The sequence below is a fragment of the Promicromonospora sp. NPDC050249 genome (assembly GCF_040656015.1).
Taxonomy (GTDB): Bacteria; Actinomycetota; Actinomycetes; order Actinomycetales; family Cellulomonadaceae; genus Promicromonospora.
Window position 1 is genome coordinate 124,013 of record NZ_JBFAKY010000005.1, and the last position, 15,259, is coordinate 139,271.

Below are 15,259 nucleotides of genomic sequence, written 5' to 3' on the forward strand. Positions count from 1 at the left end.
CCGGCCGCCGCCCGACACCGCACGTGGCCAGACAACTCGCCTCGCACGTCGCCCAGCTCGTCGCCACGCTCCTGGTGGCGACGGCGGCGATCTTCGTGCTGCTGCGGGTGCTGCCCGGTGATCCCGCCGTCGTCGCGCTCGGGATCGAGACGTCGCCCGAGGCCCTCGCGGCCTGGCGGGCAGAGCACGGCACCGACGGGCCGCTCGTGTCCCAGTACCTCGAGTGGATGGGCGGCCTGCTCACGGGGAACCTCGGCACGAGCTACGTGACGTCGCAGGACCTCACGCTCCTGGTCGCCGACCGGGTGCAGGTGACGGGCATCCTCGTGCTGCTCGGCATGCTGATCGCCCTGGTGGTGGCGATACCGGTGGGCACGCTGGCCGCCGTCTGGCACCGGAACGCCGGCGGCGTGACGCTGTCCGCGGTGAGCCAGGTGGGCGTGGCGGTGCCGAACTTCCTCGTGGGCGTGCTGCTCGTGGCGCTGTTCGCGGTGCGGCTCGGCTGGCTGCCGTCGGGCGGGTGGACGGCGCCCGTGGACGGGTTCGGAGAGTTCTGGCGGCACGTGCTGCTGCCCGCCGTCGCGCTGGGCTCCGTGCAGGCCGCGATCATCACGCGGTACGTACGCAGCGCCGTGCTGGAGATCATGCGCGAGGACTTCCTGCGGACCGCCCGCGCCAAGGGGCTCACGTTCACCGGGGCGCTGGTGCGGCACGGGCTGCGCAACGCCGGCGTGCCGGTCGTGACCGTCGTGGGGGTGCAGATCGCGTCGATGCTGATCGGCGCGGTGGTCATCGAGCGGGTGTTCGCCGTACCCGGCCTCGGCAGTCTGCTGCTGGACTCGGTGGGCAACCGTGACCTGCTCGCCGTGCAGTCGATAGTGGCGGTGCTCGTGGTGCTCGTCGTGCTGCTGAACTTCCTGGTCGACCTCGCCTACACCCTTCTGGACCCCCGGCTCAGGAGGGCGTCATGACCGGCCCGGCCCACCGCGCACGCGTGCACCCCCAGCTCGCGATCGGCGCGGTGCTGGTCGGGCTGGTCGTCGTCACGGCCCTGGTCTCGCTCGTCTGGACGCCGTACGACCCCGAGCACGCGGGCGTCGAACGCCTCCTCCCGCCCGGGGCCGAGCACTGGCTCGGCACCGACCGGTTCGGCCGCGACGTGCTCTCCCAGGTCATGGCGGGCGCGCAGATCACGCTGCTGGTCGGCCTCGTGGCGGTGGGCATCGCGGCGGTGGTCGGTGTGCCGCTCGGCGTGCTCGCGGGGATGCGCGGCGGACGGCTCGGCGCCCTCCTGATGCGGGGCAGCGACATCCTCCTCGCGTTCCCCGGTCTGCTGCTCGCGATAGTGCTGGGCGCCGTCTACGGCGCGGGCACCGTGACGGCGATGGTCGCGCTCGGCATCGGCTCGATCCCCGCCTTCGCCCGCGTCGCACGCGGCGGGACGCTGCAGGTCGTGCGGTCCGACTACGTGCTCGCCGCCCGGGCCGCGAACCGCGGCGAGCTCGCGATCGCCGCACGGCACGTGCTGCCCAACATCGGCGGCATGGTGATGGTGCAGTGCTCCGTGAACTTCGCGATCGCCGTGCTCGCCGAGGCCGGACTGTCCTTCCTCGGCCTGGGCACACCCCCGCCGACGCCGTCGTGGGGCCGCATGCTGCAGGAGTCGCAGCAGTTCCTCGGTGTCGCCGACCACCTCGCGATAGTGCCCGGCGTCGCGATCGCGGTGGCGGTGCTCGGGTTCAACCTGCTGGGTGACGGCCTGCGCGACGTCTTCGACCCCCGCCTCTCCGCCGTCGACCCCCAGGCCCGGGCCGTCGAGCCGAACGTGCAGGCCGAGCCCGGGACGTTGGCCGCGCCCGTCGAGACCCCCCGACCGCCTGCCGCCCTCGACATCAGCGACCTCACCGTCCGCACCGGCAGCGGCCGCCCGCTCCTGTCCGACGTCTCCCTCCGGGTCGCCCCCGGCGAGCGCGTTGGCCTGATCGGCGAGTCCGGCTCGGGCAAGACCATGACGGCGCTCGCGGCGCTCGGCCTGCTGCCCGACGGCGTCGCGGCCACCGGCCAGGTGCGGCTCGCCGGCGTGCCCGGGAACCTCCTGGACCGGGGCGAGCAAGCCATGGCCCGGCTGCGCGGCGAGGCGATGTCGATGGTCTTCCAGGAGCCGATGACAGCGCTGAACCCGCTGATGCGCGTGGGCCGCCAGGTCGCCGAGGCGATGACGCTGCACGGGATGCCGAGCCGGACGGCGACGCGGCGCGCCGCCGAGCTGCTGGCCGAGGTAGGCCTGCCCGATGGCGCCGCCCGCCGCTACCCGCACGAGCTGTCCGGCGGGCAGCGCCAGCGGGTGGGGCTGGCGATGGCGCTGGCCAACGACCCGGCCGTACTGGTGGCGGACGAGCCGACGACGGCCCTCGACGTCACGGTGCAGCGCCAGGTGCTGGACCTGATGGTCCGGCTCGTCGAGGACCGGGGTGCGGGGCTGCTGTTCATCACGCACGATCTGGCGGTGGTGTCCCAGGTCTGCGAGCGGGTGGTGGTGCTGCTCGAGGGTGTGGTGGTCGAGGAAGGCCCCGTGGCCGAGGTGTTCGCGCACCCGCGGCACGAGTACACGAAGCGGCTGCTGGCGGCGTCGACCCTGGAGCCCCGGGTCGAGCCTGCCGAGACCCCCGTGACCCCGCGGCCGGCCCTCATCCGCGTCGAGGACGTGACCCGCACCTATCCGAGCCGCGGCGAGGTGGTGCACGCGCTGCGGGGCGTCTCGCTGGAGGTCCAGGAGGGGCAGCGGTTCGGGATCGTGGGCGAGTCGGGGTCGGGCAAGTCGACCCTGCTGCGGATCGTGGCGGGGCTGGACCGGCCGACGTCGGGGCACGTGACGAGCGCCGGGGTGCGGATCGGTGCGGACGCGGTCTCGACAGGCTCGACCAGCGGTGCGGCGGACAGGGTATCGACAGACTCGACGAGCGGTGCGGGTACCCCCGGGCTGGGCGACCTGCGCGCCGCCCTGCAGGTCGTGTTCCAGGACCCGTACAGCTCGCTCGACCCCCGCATGACGGTGGGCGACATCGTGGCGGAGCCGCTCCTCAACCCCGCGAACGTCCGGGCCGGCGGCCCGCGGACGGCATCGGCCCGCCGGGACACGGTGCGGGAGATGCTGGACGCCGTCGGCCTGCTGCTCGACGCGACCGAGCGGTACCCGCACCAGTTCTCGGGCGGGCAGCGCCAGCGCATCGCCATCGCGCGGGCGCTCGTGTGCAGGCCGCGCATCCTCGTGGCGGACGAACCGGTCAGCGCGCTCGACGTCTCCGTCCGGCGGCAGGTGCTGGACCTGCTCGCGCGGCTCGCGGACGAGCACGCCCTGACGCTGCTGCTCGTGTCGCACGACCTGGGTGTGGTGCGGCACGTCTGCGACCACGTGGCGGTGATGCGCGACGGCCTGATCGTCGAGCAGGGCCCCACCGCCGACGTCTACGACACGCCCCACCACGAGTACACGCGCGCCCTCCGCGACGCGACTCCCCTCCTCCGCCGCTAGGAGCCTCGGCCGCAACGAGAACGGGGTTGTGTTCCAGACGGGCCCGGAAACGAACACAACCCCGTTCTCGCGCTCCGCCGCGGCCCCCAACCCACCAACCTTTTCGTTCGTCTGCCCTCGTGCGGGCGGCACATGCCGCCCATTCCTCACGAAGGAGACAGCAGATGCGCGTCAGAGCAGGTGCAGCAGCGATGCTCGCCGCGGTCCTGGTGGGCGGGGGAACGGTGGCCTCGGCCGCTGGGCCCGGCGATCCGCCCGCCGCCACGACGTCCGGCACGACGTCCGGCACGGCCGCCACCCGGTCCGGCACACCAGGTACCGCCACCTCGACGGTCACGCTGATCACGGGTGACCGGGTCACGCTCACGCAGTCGGACGGCCACCCCCGGATCCTCGGGACCGAACCCGGAGCGGGCCGCGAGGGGGTCGGCTTCCTCCACCAGATCGAGAACGGCCGCCTGCACGTCATCCCGACGGACGTCGCCGGCCTGGTCCCTGACCGCCTCGACCGTGCGCTCTTCGACGTGGCCGGCCTCGCCGAGTCCGGCTACGACACGTCCCACCCGGCACCGTCCCTGTCATCGTGCAGGCCACCGCTACCGGTGGGGCGGCGGCGAAGGACACTCGGCGAGCCGCGCCGGTCGAGCCCGACTGGGCAGGCCTGGGCATCGAGCCTGAGCGCAGGCTGGAGTCCGTCGACGCAGTCTCCGCGGAACTCGATCGCGCCGCGGCGTCCGACCTGCTGGCTGCCCTCCAGGAGCCGGCGGCGGGAGCCCGGACGGCAGCTGCGGCGCCGCCCGACCTCAAGGTCTGGCTCGACGCCCCGGTCGAGACGCTCGACGTCGACTCGTCGCCGCAGATCGGCGCGCCCGCAGCCTGGGAGGCGGGATACACGGGTGAGGGCGTCACCGTCGCGGTCCTCGACACCGGCGTGGACACCACCCACCCCGACCTGGACGACGTGCTGATCGGGTCGCGGGACTTCACCGGCATGGGAAGCACTGCCGACCACCACGGGCACGGCACGCACGTCGCCTCCATCGCGCTCGGCTCGGGCGATGCGTCCGACGGCGTGAACCGCGGCGTCGCACCTGGCGCGGACCTGCTGGTCGGCAAGGTTCTGGGCGAGGACGGCGGCGCGACCTCCTGGGTGATCGAAGGGATGGAGTGGGCGGCGTCGGAGGGCGCCGACGTCGTGAACATGAGCCTCGGCGAGCGCGGCAACCACAGCGACGGCACGGACCCGGGGTCCCTGGCCGTGAACGCGCTGAGCGCGCAGTACGGCACCCTCTTCGTCATCTCGGCGGGCAACGCGGGGAGGACGGCAACGGGACGGTGCCCGCCCCCGGGGCGGCGGACGCCGCGCTGACCGTCGGCGCGGTGAACGACGCCGACGAGGTCACCTCGTTCTCGAGCCGTGGCCCGCGCGGCGGGGACAACGCCCTCAAACCCGACGTGACCGCCCCGGGCGACGAGATCGTCGCGGCCCGCGGGGCCGGTACGGGGATGGGCACTGTCGTGGACGACCAGCACGTCGCCGCCTCCGGCACGTCGATGGCCGCCCCGCACGTCGCGGGCGCCGCCGCGGTGCTCAAGCAGGCCCGGCCGGAGCTCACGGGCCAGGAGCTCAAGGCGGTCCTCATGGGCTCGGCCCAGCACACCTCCGGGGCGGTGTGGGACGAGGGCGCCGGGCGCATCTACCTGCCGGACGCTCTGGACCAGCAGGTAGTGGCTTCGCCGTCGTCGCTCTCCCTCGGCACCTTCCTGTTCCCGCAGACGGGCGCGGCGACGCGAACCCTCACCTATGAGAATCCGACGGACCTGGAGGTCACGCTCGACCTCGCTCTCGACGTGACCGGACCGGACGGCGAAGCGTTGCCCGCCGGTGCGGCCGCGCTCTCGGCGGCGTCGGTGACCGTGCCCGCACAGGGCAGCGTCACCGTGGACGTCACCGTGGACCGCACCACCGGTGACTTCGGGCGCTTCTCCGGCGCGGTGGTCGCTACAGCTCCCGACGGCAGCGACATCCGCACGACCCTCGGCTGGGCCAAGGAGTCCGAGCGTTACGAGGTGACTGTCGAAGGCATCGGGCGGGACGGCGAGCGGCATGACGGCGGATCCCTCGTGCACGTGACGAACGTCGACGACGGCACCCGGTACAGCGAGTTCGTCGAGCTCGAGGACGGCACGTGGACCGGACGGGTCCCGGCCGGCACCTACTCGGTGTCCGGCAAGCTGTGGGACGAGGACGCCGAGGGCGCGATCACTGAGCTCACGGCCGTCATGGAGCCGCAGATCGAGGTCACGGGCGACAGCACGGTGGTCCTCGACGCGACCGCGGGCGAGCCGGTGTCGGTGACGACCGAGCGGCCGGCGGACCGGGACCGGGTCTTTCTCGACGTCGGACGGGTGGATGAGCCTGCGGAGTGGTTCAGCGGGTTCGGCGCCACCGTCCCCGGCGACGCCGACGTGTACGCGACGCCGACCGAGCCGGTAACCGAGGGCACCTTCGGGTTCACCGCGGCGTTCAATCTGGCGGCGCCCACCAGCACCGCCGACGAGGCGCCCGAGTACACCTACGACCTCGCGTACCACCAGGAGGTGGTGGAGACGCTCGCGTTCGCGGCGACGCCCGAGAACACCGCGGCGGTCTCTGTCGGCTACGCAGATCTTGGTCCCGGTGTCGACGTGTCGAGCGCGCGGTACGGCGTGCTGGTCGACGACGAGGGGGTCCACCTGCGTGGGTACTCCCGCCCGGTCGCTCCGGGTGCCAGCCGCACCGAATATGTCACCGCGAACGACGTGACCTGGTTGAACTCCGCGGAGGTCAGTGTGCCCGACGGCTCGGACGGCGTGCACATCAACGGTATCGACCACGTCTATCCGCTGGGTGCCTCGGCGGACACGCTGGGTGGGGCGGTGATCAGCACCCGGCTCACGGACGACAACCACATCGGCACCTGGGGCGACCTGCTCCGTCTGGGCCTTGAGGCGTTCACCGACTCCGACGGACACCGCATCAACTCGTTCGAGGACCCGGAAAAGCTCCGGGTGTGGCAGGACGGCACCGAGGTCGAGGACGAGGAGGAGATCTTCTTCGGCGTCCCCATCCCCGCTGAGGGCGCCGACTACCGCGTCGTCCTGGACGGCGAACGGACCGCCTCCTGGTGGAACCGGTCCACGAGAGTGAGCACGGAGTGGACCTTCCACGCCGCGCCCGGAGAGCCCGACCCCGACGGCGAGCCCCCGTTCGTCAAACTGCCGGCGCTCGACGTCGCCTACGACGTCGCAGGCATGGACCTGGCCAACAAGGCTCCGCGGCGGACCACCGCCACGGTGACCGTCGGCCACCAAGCCGGCAGCACGGGCGGCACGGTCACAGGGGCCCGCCTCTCGTGGTCGCCCGACGACGGTGCCACGTGGCGCAAGGCCACGCTGCGCCGGACCGGTCCGGGCGTCTACACCGCCGACCTCCGGGTCCCGAAGGGCACGGAGCACGTCTCGCTCCGCGTCGAGGCGAAGGACAAGGCGGGCACCACCATCAAGCAGACGGTGATCCGGGCCTACGGCGTCCGCTGACACCAGATGCTGTGGCAGGCGTGCCGCACGGCCTCGGCGTCGTGCGGCACGCCTGCTGCTGCGGAAGCTCCACGTGGCGCGTTGGTGCGCTGAGCAGGCATGACGCCAGATCCGCCGCCCAACCATCTGCGCTCCTCGCGCGTCATCCCCCGTGAGGTGGCACTCATGCCGCCGGCTTCTCACGAAGGAGACAGCAGATGCGTGCCAGAACAGGCGCAGCAGCGGTGGCGTTCGCCGTAGCGGTCGCGATGGGGGCGGGGGTACCGGCGTGGACGCTCGGCGCCGTCGCCGCGGGAGCGGACGGTGACGGCGCCGCCGTCGAGCCCGCCGCACTGACGGGGCAGGGCGCCCCGACCACCGCGTCCGTCACCCTGATCACCGGTGACCGGGTGACGCTCACCCGGTATGCCGATGGCCGCAGCTCGGCGGCCGTCACGCCGGGTACGGGACGCGAGGGCATCGCCTTCCAGCGGATCACCGAGGGCGACCGGCTGTACGTGATCCCCTCGGACGTCGCCGGCCTCGTGCCCGACCGGATGGACCGTGCGCTGTTCAACGTCTCGGGCCTGGTCGCGGCCGGGTACGACGACGCGCACCGGGACACCGTCCCGGTCATCGTGCAGGACGCCGCCGTGGCGCACGAAGCGGTCGCGGGGCGCGACGCGTCTCTTCGGGGCGACCAGCAGCCGGCGGGCGAGCGCAGGGCACAGGACCGGCCGCAGCCTGACTGGGCGGCACTCGGCCTGGAGCCCGAGCGGACGCTCGAGTCGGCCGGGGCGATCTCGGCGGACCTGGACCGCGCGGCGGCGGCCGACCTGCTCGCGGGTCTCCGGCGCGACACGTCGGCTGCCCGGTCGGCCGCACCCGAGGTCAAGGTGTGGCTGGACGCCCCCGTCCAGGCGCTCGACGAGGACTCGATGCCGCAGATCGGCGCCCCCGCGGCCTGGGAAGCCGGCTACACCGGTGAGGGTGTGACGGTGGCGGTGCTCGACTCGGGCCTCGACCGCACCCACCCGGATCTGGACGACGTCGTGGTCGGGGCCAAGGACTTCACCGGTTCCGGGAACACAGACGACCTCTACGGTCACGGCACGCACGTCGCCTCGATCACGCTGGGCTCCGGCGACGCGTCGGACGGCACGAACCGCGGCGTCGCACCGGGGGCCGACCTGCTCGTCGGGAAGGTGCTCGACGAGTTCGGCGGCGGCGAGATGTCGTCGGTCGTCGACGGCATGGAGTGGGCCGCCGGCGAGGGCGCCGACGTCGTGAACATGAGCCTCGGCGAGTTCGAGAACTACACGGACGGCACCGATCCGACCTCCGTGGCCCTCGACACGCTGAGTGCCCGGCACGGGACGCTCTTCGTCGTCGCGGCGGGCAACGACGGCGCGTACGGGACGGTGGCCACCCCGGGGGCCGCGAGCTCCGCCCTGACCGTGGGCGCCGTGGACGACGCCGACGATGTCGCCTCCTTCTCCAGCCGCGGCCCGCGAGCGCTCGACCAGGCGATCAAGCCGGACGTCACAGCGCCGGGAGTCGAGATCGTCGCGGCCCGCGCCGTCGGCACGAAGCCGGAATCGGGGACGGGCGAGTACGTCGCCTGGAGCGGCACCTCGATGGCCGCTCCGCACGTGGCGGGTGCGGCGGCGGTCCTCAAGCAGGCGCGCCCCGACCTGTCCGCACAGCAGCTCAAGGCGGTGCTCATGGGCTCTGCCCAGCACACGAGCGGCGGCGTGTTCGACGAGGGCGCCGGGCGCATCTACCTGCCCGCCGCCCTGGAGCTGCCGGTCATGGCGTCTCCCGCCTCGCTGTCCTTCGGTGCGCTGGAGTTTCCGCAGCAGGGCAGGGTGACGCGGACGCTCACCTACGAGAACGACACCGACGCCGCGGTCACCCTCGACCTCGCGGTCACGGCGACCCGCCAGGACGGCAAGCCCCTGCCGGCCCGGGCCGTGCGGCTCAGCGCGACCACGCTGACCGTCCCGGCGCAGGGCACCGCGACCGTCGACGTCCGGGTGGACACGACGGTCGGCGCCGTCGAGCGCCGTTACTCGGGCGCCGTCACCGCCACCGGGCCGGGCGGCCAGGAGATCCGTACCCCGCTCGGCTACTACAAGGAGCCCGACCTGGCGGATCTCAACATTGACGCGGTCGGGCGCGACGGCAAGCCGCATGCCGGCTCGTCCACCGTCCGGATCGTGAACGTCGACGACCCCGCCCTGTTCAGCGAGCACCTGGAGATCGGCGCGGAGGGCGTCGACCTGCGGGTCCCGCCGGGCAAGTACTCGGTCACGGGCTTCCTGTGGACGGCGGACGAGGAGTTCGTGGTGTCCGAGGCGATCGCCGTGCTGCACCCCGAGATCGAGGTGGCCGACGACACGGCGCTGGTTCTCGACGCGCGGACGGCGCGGGAGCTGACGGCGACCACCGAGCGGCCCGCTGACCTCACCTGGCTCGCGCTGGACGACACCCGGACCGCGGCCGACGGCGAGCCCTACGGTTTCGGGCTCGTGGTCACCGCCGGAGCAAGGGCCTACGCGACGCCCACCACTGCGGCGGTCACCTCCGGTACGCACGACCTGCAGACGCACTTCGTCCTGACCGGACCTTCGAGCGCGAGCCGTGCGCCGTCGTACACCTATGACCTCCTGTACGCGCAGGAGGTGGTGGACACATTCAAGTTCCGGGCGACGGAGCGGAACACCGCGGCGATCACCACCGGTTACGCGGCGCTCGGCGCGGACCACCGGAACGCGAGCGCGCGGGTCGGCTTCGCGGCCGGTCATCTCTGGGGCTCGGCGGTGTCCAGCCCGGTCACGACTCCTGGCCGGCGCACGGAGTACGTGAGCGCGAACGGCGTCGCATGGGGCCACGAGGTGTACGCGGGTGCGGAGGAGGCCGACCAGGGTTACTTCAAGAGTGAGCCCCGGGAGTACGCGCCGCGGGAGAAGGCGCGGGCGACCGTGGGTGGCGCGGTGCTGAGCACCCGCCTCGACGAGGGGTCGATCACCACCTCGGGGCGCACGCTCGACCTCGGCCTCGTCCCCTGGAGCGACGCGGGCGGGCATCCGTTCGAGTCGTTCGGCGGGGACACCACGCGGCTCCGCGTCTGGCAGGACGGCGCTGCCGTCGCCGACAACACGTACCCGTCGGCGCAGGTGCGCATCCCCGCCGGGGGTGCCGACTACCGTGTGGTGCTCGGCGCGGCGCAGGAAGGGTCCTGGTGGGACAGGTCCACGCAGGTGCGCACGGAGTGGAACTTCCACACCGAGCCAGGCGGCTCCGTGGCCGAGCCCGTACAGCTGCCGGCCCTCGACGTCGCCTATGCGGTCAAGGGCCTGGACCTGAGGAACGAGGCACCGCGCCGGACCACCGCCACGGTGACCGTCGGTCACCAGGCGGGCAGCACCGGTAGCCCGGTCACCGGGGCGAGCCTGTGGTGGTCGGCCGACGACGGCGCCACCTGGCACAAGGCCACGCTCCGCCGGACCGCCGCCGGCGTCTACACCGCGGGCCTCGACGTGCCGGCCGGCACCGAGCACGTCTCGGTCCGCGTCAGCGCCAAGGACAAGTCGGGCGGCACCGTCCAGCAGACGGTGATCCGGGCGTACGGCGTCCGCTGACATAGGCCCACGTGTCAGACCCACAGGTCACTCCGGTGACCTGTGGGTCTGACATGTCGCGGGCCGAGGGTGAGATCGTCAGGTTCTTGTTACTCCGGCGCTCGAGCGGACATTGCAGAGACGTGACGACCATACGAAGTCTGTCCGACGGCGATCCCCCGTCGGACGAGGACCGGATCAGCGAGCTCTGGCGCTCCTACGCATGGCGCGTCCAGGCATATGCCCTGCGGCACGTGGATCCGCACGACGCGCAGGAGGTGGTGTCCGAGACCTTCCTCGTCGCGTGGCGTCGCCTGGCCGGCGTGCCCGATGACCCCCTGCCCTGGCTCCTGGTCGTGGCGCGCAACATGGTGCGCAACCAGCGCCGTGCTGCCCGACGGCGGAGCGCAGTCGAGGAACAGCTCGTCCGGCTGGAGCGTGTCGCACGCGCGACAGAGGACACCGTGCTGACGGTGAGCCGGCGCGACGCGCTGATCTCGGCACTTCACGGGCTCCCACCGAAGGACCGCGAGGCGCTGCTGCTCACGGGGTGGGACGGGCTCGCGCCGAAGGATGCGGCACGGGTGGCCGGTTGCTCCGTGGCCGCCTTCAAGATGCGGCTGTCGCGGGCACGTCGTCGGCTCGATGCGGCGAGCGCCATCCTTCCCGACCTGGCGATGCCGCGCGGGGAAGAGGTCTCGCCCGGGCCGATCGACACAACGACTGACCGAATCGTGAGGAGGACCCGATGAACCGCACGTCGGACGACGAACTGCGCGAGCTGGCACCGACAGGTCCGGTAGATGCCGCAGGGCTGGAGGTCGCGCGGGCGGCCCTTGAGAGAGGCCTGCGCACCGAGCGGACGGCCCTCGCGTTCCCGCTGTACAGCGGGACACGTCCCGACACGTCGCGTCCGCGCCGCGCTGGGGGCGGGGGAAGGGCCCTCGTCGCGCTGACGGCTGGGGTGCTGCTGGTCGTGGCCGGCGTGGTCGGCGCGGTCCTGATCAGGGATGTCGCTCAGCCGGTCGGCGCACCCGGCCCCGGCACGCTGCAGGCGTCACCGTTGGTACGGCCCGGGGACGAGTCGACCGTGCACTGTGACGACCTCAACATGAGCACCGACTCGACCGAGAACATCCCTTCGTCGAAATGGCGAGGCCTCATAGATTCCGGCTGGACCCTGCCTGACGTTCCGGTGACCGCAACGCCGACGCTGCAGGGCGCGCCGGCGGAGTGTGCGGGAGCTGTCGCAGCCGCGGTCTTTGCCGACCCGGCCGACGATCGAGCCGTCGTCGTGTACGAGAGGCTGCCGGGCGCGCTTCCGCCTGTTCCCGGCACGTCTCTGGTCGAAGCAGAGGTGGGGACCACCGGCTCCGGGGACCACCAGGTGACGTGGACCGACGAGAGCGGCTACCCGTGGTACGCCAAGGCCGGCGGGATCTCGGTCGAGGACTTCCGGGCCATCCTGAACAGTCTCGACTACGGCGAGGACGGTTCGGTGACGGGTCCGGTGCCCGACGGGTTCGAGAAGGTGGAGTCTCCGGAGACCGAGCCAGGGACGACGCTGTATCTCTGGAGGATGTGGCACGACGAGAGCTCGCCGTACCTGTGGGCGTGGTGGCCCGTCACGACTCCCATCGAGGCTGCGATCGCCGACGGGCGTGACTACAGGGCGGTCGCGTTCGACGGGGGCACTGCGCTGTACAGCGGAGGCATACCGGGTCTGTCGGCCAACCCCCCGAGCCTCCGGTGGGAGAAGGACGGCGTTCGCTACTGGCTCTCGGACTCCGGGGCGGACCTGGAGACGCTCAAGGCGCGAGCACGTTCCGTCCGGCCGATCGACCTCGACAGCCCGGAGCTGCGGCCCTTCCTCAACCGCTGAGTCCTCAGTGTCAGACCTGCAGGTCACTCCGGTGACCTGTGGGTCTGACAGGTACCTGTGCCGTGTAGCCTCTGCGCGACATGAGCGAGCAGACGACCAGCGGTGACGGCGACCTCCCGGGGCTCGACGATGCCGCGCGCCGCGTGATCGGGTCGACCGGGAAGGCACCGATCCGCGTGATCTTCGTGCCCGGGCTCGGCGACCGGCTGCCGCCCCTGGTGCACCTCCAGCGCGAGGCGCTGCGCACCTGGCGGGCGCTCGGCGTGCGCACCACCATGTTCCGCGTCCGCTGGTCCTCTGACGCCTCGTTCCAGGACCGCCTGGACCGCCTGGACGAGATGATCGAGCGTTACGAGCAGCGCGGCGAGCGCGTGGCCCTCATGGGCGCGTCCGCCGGTGCGGGCGCGGTTCTCGCGGCCTTCGCCCGACGCCGTTCGGTGGTCGCCGTCATCATCATCGCCGGGAAGTTCCTCGAACCCGAGGACATCATCAAGCCGGTCCTCCTGCGCAACGCGCCCTTCGCGCAGTCGCTCTCGACGGTGCCGAAGCTCCTGGAGGAGCTGGGCCCGGACGACCGGGCGAAGATCCTCAGCCTGCGGTCGGCCAGGGACGGCGTGGTCGACGACGAGGACACGCTGCTCGAGGGCGCCGTCAACGAGACCATGCGCGTCGTGGGCCACGTGATCGCCATCGGTTACGCGCTGATGTTCCGGGCCCGCCGGGTCGTCCGGTTCCTGCGTGAGGCCATGACGGACTGACGCGTCACGATCCCTGCCGTCCCCACGGGGCGAGTGCTAATGTGCCTCACATCGTGAGCATCTTTACCTGTTCCTGCTGTCGCCGCTGAGCGGTTGCCGACAAGGCGACCCCCTGGCGCGATTCCTCGCGCCGCCGACAGCAGTCCGCGCTCACACCGCATCCACCCGCACGTGCCGACTCCGGCGTTCGCCTTCCCGGGCGGCCAGGAGACCGGGGCGGAGCCATCGACGGATGCCGGGACCGCCGCCGTCGGCGCACCCACGCACCCTTCGAAAGGACCTTCCTGTGCCCGGCATCCCCGTACTGGACCTCTCGCTGCTCGACGGCAGCCCCGACGACCAGGCGCGCTTCCGCGACGAGCTGCGGCGTGCCACCCACGAGGTCGGCTTCTTCTCCCTGGTCGGGCACGGCGTCCCGCGCGAGCTGATCGACCGCGCCTACGCCACGGCGAAGGAGTTCTTCGCGCTGCCCGAGGAGCAGAAGCGTGCGATCGAGAACGTCAACAGCCCGCACTTCCGCGGCTGGACCCGCATGGGCGGCGAACGCACCCTCGGCCGCGTCGACCAGCGCGAGCAGATCGACATCGGCGCCGAGCGCCCGGCGGTTCCTGCCGCACCCGGGAAGCCCGACTACTGGGTCCTGGAGGGCCCGAACCTGTGGCCCGAGTCCCTGCCGGCGCTGCGCGAGGTCGCCGAGGAGTGGCTGCGCCGGCTCGACGGCGTCGCCACGCGTCTGCTGCGGGCGTGGGCGGAGGCGCTCGGGGCGCCGTCCGACACGTTCGACGCCGTGTTCGAGCGACCCTCGCCGGCCCTGAAGATCGCCCGCTATCCGGGGATCGAGGCGGAGGCGCCCGCACAGGGCGTCGGTGCGCACAAGGACCTGGGCGTTCTCACGCTCCTCTCCGTCGAGGACGGCAAGGCCGGCCTGCAGGTGGAGAAGGACGGCGAGTGGCTCGACGTCGTCCCGCCCGTGGGCGCGTTCGTCGTGAACATCGGCGAGCTGCTCGAGATCGCCACCGACGGCTACCTGAAGGCGACCCTGCACCGCGTCGTCTCCCCGGCGCCCGGCACGGACCGCATCTCGATCCCGTACTTCCACGGGCCCGCGCTCGACGCGTCGATCCCGACGATCGACCTGCCGCCCGCGCTCGCCGCCGACGCGCCCGGCGTGACGAGGGACCCGGCGAACCCGCTGCACGCGGTGTTCGGCGACAACTGGCTCAAGAGCCGGCTGCGCGCGCACCCGAACGTCGTGGAGGCGCAGCACCCGCACCTGCTGCAGAACGCCTGACGGGCCTCAGGGAGACAGGTACCCCTGGGACTGTGTTGCTGAGAGTGGACAATGTCTACTCTCAGCAACACAGTCCGGGTGCGTGGGCTTTCCCTGGGCTCGGAGTAGCGCGGCTTACGGACGCTTCAGAGAGTGTGGGGCCGCACCCCCTTGTCGCCGACACCCGGGGATCCGCACACTTCGGCTATGACGACCTCCCAGGACACCTCCGCCGCCGTCGCGCACTTCGCCGGGCGGCTCGCCTTCGAGTCCGACGTCAGCGACGTCCACTCGGCGCTGGCCGCAGGCACACCGTTCACCCTGGTCGACGTCCGGTCGCCGGAGTCCTGGAACCAGGGCCACGTCCCCGGCGCGGTGCACCTGCCCGGAGGCAAGGTCCGCCTGCGCGCGGAGCAGTCCATCGATCGGGGGAAGCCCGTGGTCGTGTACTGCTGGGGCCCGGCCTGCAACGGGGCGACCAAGGCCGCGCTCGAGTTCGCGAAGCTCGGCTACGACGTCAAGGAGATGATCGGTGGGTTCGAGTACTGGGTCCGCGAGGGCTTCGCGTACGACACGTCGAACGGTCCGGTCCAGCCGGACGCGGACCCGCTGACCGCCCCGGTCTGACGGCTCGCA

10 protein-coding genes are annotated in these 15,259 nt (G+C 72.3%); all 10 read left to right on the forward strand.

What is annotated here, in order from left to right; all coding sequences use genetic code 11:
- Window positions 1-23: 23 nt before the first annotated feature.
- Window positions 24-971: an ABC transporter permease gene (locus AB0I32_RS05590; RefSeq protein ID WP_357503729.1), complete on the forward strand. Its 948-nt coding sequence runs from the start codon at window positions 24-26 to the stop codon at window positions 969-971.
- A complete protein-coding gene (locus tag AB0I32_RS05595) occupies window positions 968-3,532 on the forward strand; it encodes a dipeptide ABC transporter ATP-binding protein (protein WP_357503731.1) in 2,565 nt (854 codons plus the stop codon). Before AB0I32_RS05590 ends, AB0I32_RS05595 begins: the two co-directional genes overlap by 4 nt.
- Window positions 3,533-4,115: 583 nt before the next feature.
- The gene (locus AB0I32_RS05600) at window positions 4,116-4,901 is read left to right on the forward strand and encodes a S8 family serine peptidase (protein ID WP_357503733.1); all 786 of its coding nucleotides are present in this window, start codon (window positions 4,116-4,118) and stop codon (window positions 4,899-4,901) included.
- Window positions 4,868-7,111 carry a S8 family serine peptidase gene (locus AB0I32_RS05605; protein WP_357503734.1) on the forward strand — a complete coding sequence of 748 codons (2,244 nt, stop codon included), beginning with the start codon at window positions 4,868-4,870 and terminating at the stop codon, window positions 7,109-7,111. The genes AB0I32_RS05600 and AB0I32_RS05605 overlap by 34 nt, the downstream gene beginning before the upstream one ends.
- A gap of 197 nt (window positions 7,112-7,308) precedes the next feature.
- Window positions 7,309-10,734, forward strand: coding sequence for a S8 family serine peptidase (locus AB0I32_RS05610; protein ID WP_357503735.1), 3,426 nt, complete (start codon window positions 7,309-7,311; stop codon window positions 10,732-10,734).
- A gap of 122 nt (window positions 10,735-10,856) precedes the next feature.
- Window positions 10,857-11,465 carry a sigma-70 family RNA polymerase sigma factor gene (locus tag AB0I32_RS05615; protein WP_357503737.1) on the forward strand — a complete coding sequence of 203 codons (609 nt, stop codon included), beginning with the start codon at window positions 10,857-10,859 and terminating at the stop codon, window positions 11,463-11,465.
- Window positions 11,462-12,595, forward strand: coding sequence for a hypothetical protein (locus AB0I32_RS05620; RefSeq protein WP_357503739.1), 1,134 nt, complete (start codon window positions 11,462-11,464; stop codon window positions 12,593-12,595). Before AB0I32_RS05615 ends, AB0I32_RS05620 begins: the two co-directional genes overlap by 4 nt.
- Window positions 12,596-12,675: 80 nt before the next feature.
- The gene (locus AB0I32_RS05625) at window positions 12,676-13,353 is read left to right on the forward strand and encodes a hypothetical protein (RefSeq protein WP_357503741.1); all 678 of its coding nucleotides are present in this window, start codon (window positions 12,676-12,678) and stop codon (window positions 13,351-13,353) included.
- Window positions 13,354-13,639: 286 nt separating this feature from the next.
- A complete protein-coding gene (locus AB0I32_RS05630) occupies window positions 13,640-14,644 on the forward strand; it encodes a 2-oxoglutarate and iron-dependent oxygenase domain-containing protein (protein WP_357503743.1) in 1,005 nt (334 codons plus the stop codon).
- Between the two features lie 186 nt (window positions 14,645-14,830).
- Window positions 14,831-15,250 (forward strand): rhodanese-like domain-containing protein, encoded by a 420-nt coding sequence (locus AB0I32_RS05635; RefSeq protein WP_357503745.1) that lies wholly within the window; start codon window positions 14,831-14,833, stop codon window positions 15,248-15,250.
- Window positions 15,251-15,259 lie beyond the last annotated feature (9 nt).